The following is a 1,270-nucleotide window of genomic DNA, read 5'->3' as shown; positions in this document are numbered from 1 at the left end:
GGGACTGCCTTTTGAGCCTACCCCTATCCGATTCCTCTGTCTGTATGAAGTCTGTGCAGATAAGAATGGAGTTCGTAGGAAGCCCCCACTTCAAAATCCAAAGGATTTAAGTGGTGGGTAGTTCACAATATTGCCTAACTGTTCTACAATAGAGAAAGAATCAGACTTTTCATGAGGAGGGATGTAATGGAGGAATATGAAAAAGCCCCTGCTAAAATCAATGTCTGTTTAAATGTCTTGAGCAGGCGTCCGGATGGCTTTCATGAGATGGAAATGGTGATGACACCCGTAGATCTGGCGGACAGGCTGACTTTTAAATTGACTGATGAAGCTGTCACTCTGGATTCTTCGAGTTCATTTATGCCGCTTAATGAAAAGAATATTGTCTACAAGACTGCGCTTCTTCTGAAACGCACTTATGGAGTGAGATATGGTGCAGATATCTTTATTGATAAGCATATCCCGATCGCAGCCGGTCTAGGGGGAGGCAGTGCCGATGCGGCAGCTACTTTAAGGGCCCTAAATCGCCTGTGGAGACTTAACCTGACTCTTGATGAGCTGGCTGAGCTGGGGGAACAGATCGGGTCGGACGTCCCTTTTTGTGTATACGGCCAGACCGCTTATGTAACTGGGCGAGGCGAAAAAGTTGAACCCCTTCCTTCTTTTCCTCATGCCTGGGTTATTATAGTCAAGCCGCCAAAAGGCATATCCAGCTGGACTGTTTTTAAAGATCTTGATGTTGCTAATCTGCCTGTTTTCGACGTGAATGAAATGAAAGAGGCCGTGATACAGTCAGATTATAAGCGCATCATCAAAGCAACCGGAAATGCACTGGAAGAGAAAGCTGTTGAACAAAATCATATGATAAAGGAAATCAAAGAAAAAATGAGCAGTTTCGGTGCAGATACTGCCTTGATGAGCGGAACAGGGCCGACTGTTTATGGGCTGACACAAAATCTTTCCAAAGCCCGTCGCATAGTCAATGGGCTCAAGGGATTCTGCAAGGAAGTGTACTTAGTACGTACGATCAGTTGAAAAACGGTTCAGACAAGACTCTTTTTTTCACACTCGAAAAGTTAGAATGACTAAATTAAGAGCTGGGAAAAAACTCCCCTAAAATGAATACATCCCTCGACCGATTTTGAAAAAAATGGTCGAGGGATGTTTCTTTTTTAAAGACAAAATGAGCCCCACCGGCTATAATTGAAGTACCAACAGAAATTATAGGAGGGGCTCACTTTGTATCAAAATTATACCACAATGGAAACTG

1 protein-coding gene is annotated in these 1,270 nt (G+C 43.7%); it reads left to right on the top strand.

Features of this window, described 5'->3' with window-relative positions; all coding sequences use genetic code 11:
• Positions 1–186: 186 nt before the first annotated feature.
• Complete coding sequence (gene ispE, locus ACYQ2O_RS12315) at positions 187–1,035, top strand: 4-(cytidine 5'-diphospho)-2-C-methyl-D-erythritol kinase (protein ID WP_346025071.1); 849 nt, start codon at positions 187–189, stop codon at positions 1,033–1,035.
• Positions 1,036–1,270 lie beyond the last annotated feature (235 nt).

The organism is Alkalibacterium sp. m-11 (assembly GCF_054658155.1).
The sequence above is the reverse complement of the archived record's forward strand: the minus strand, read 5'-3'. Positions and strand labels throughout refer to the sequence as shown.

Coding starts and splice junctions, on each gene's coding strand:
- ispE (WP_346025071.1), top strand. CDS start 187: ATGGAGGAATATGAAAAAGCCCCTGCTAAAATCAATGTCTGTTTAAAT.